This window comes from Neolewinella lacunae, from assembly GCF_014349155.1.
Taxonomy (GTDB): Bacteria; Bacteroidota; Bacteroidia; order Chitinophagales; family Saprospiraceae; genus Neolewinella; species Neolewinella lacunae.
Genome location: NZ_JACSIT010000088.1, coordinates 1 through 583 on the forward strand (window position 1 = coordinate 1; position 583 = coordinate 583).

Here is a 583-nt window from a genome sequence, read left to right on the forward strand (position 1 = left end):
TTCCAGGTCGGTGGGCTCGTTGACCGTGCCCGTAGCGATTTCCGTACAGCCATTGGCGTCGGTTACCGTCACCGTGTAGGTGCCTGCGGCCAGACCCGTGGCCGTGGCCGTCGTCTGTCCGTTGCTCCACAGGTAGGTGTAGTCGGGGGTGCCGCCGGTGACAACTACCGTCAGCGTGCCGTCCGTGTCTCCGTTGCAGAGCACGTCCGTGTCAGCGATGGTAGCTTCCAGGTCCGTAGACTCTTCCACTTCGAAGGTCGCTTCGATCGTACAGTCGTTGGCGTCGGTTACCGTCACGGAGTAGATGCCGGCGGTCAGACCCGTCAGGTCTTCGGTCGTGGCACCGTTGCTCCACAGGTAAGTGTAGCCGGGGGTGCCGCCGCCGACCGTGATGTTGATCGCGCCGGTAGCGTCGCCGTTGCACTCAACGTCGGTTTCCATACCCGTCAGGGTCAGTTCCGTGGGTTCGTTGACCGTGCCGGTGGCGATTTCCGTACAGCCGTTGGCGTCGGTAACCGTTACCGTGTAGATGCCCGCAGCCAGGCCCGTGGCCGTAGCCGTCGTCTGTCCGTTGCTCCACAGG

1 protein-coding gene is annotated in these 583 nt (G+C 63.6%); it reads right to left on the reverse strand.

The genetic code is table 11. The features are described from left to right. Positions 1-583: SprB repeat-containing protein (locus H9S92_RS07715; RefSeq protein ID WP_187466137.1), on the reverse strand; the 583-nt coding region annotated here is incomplete at both ends.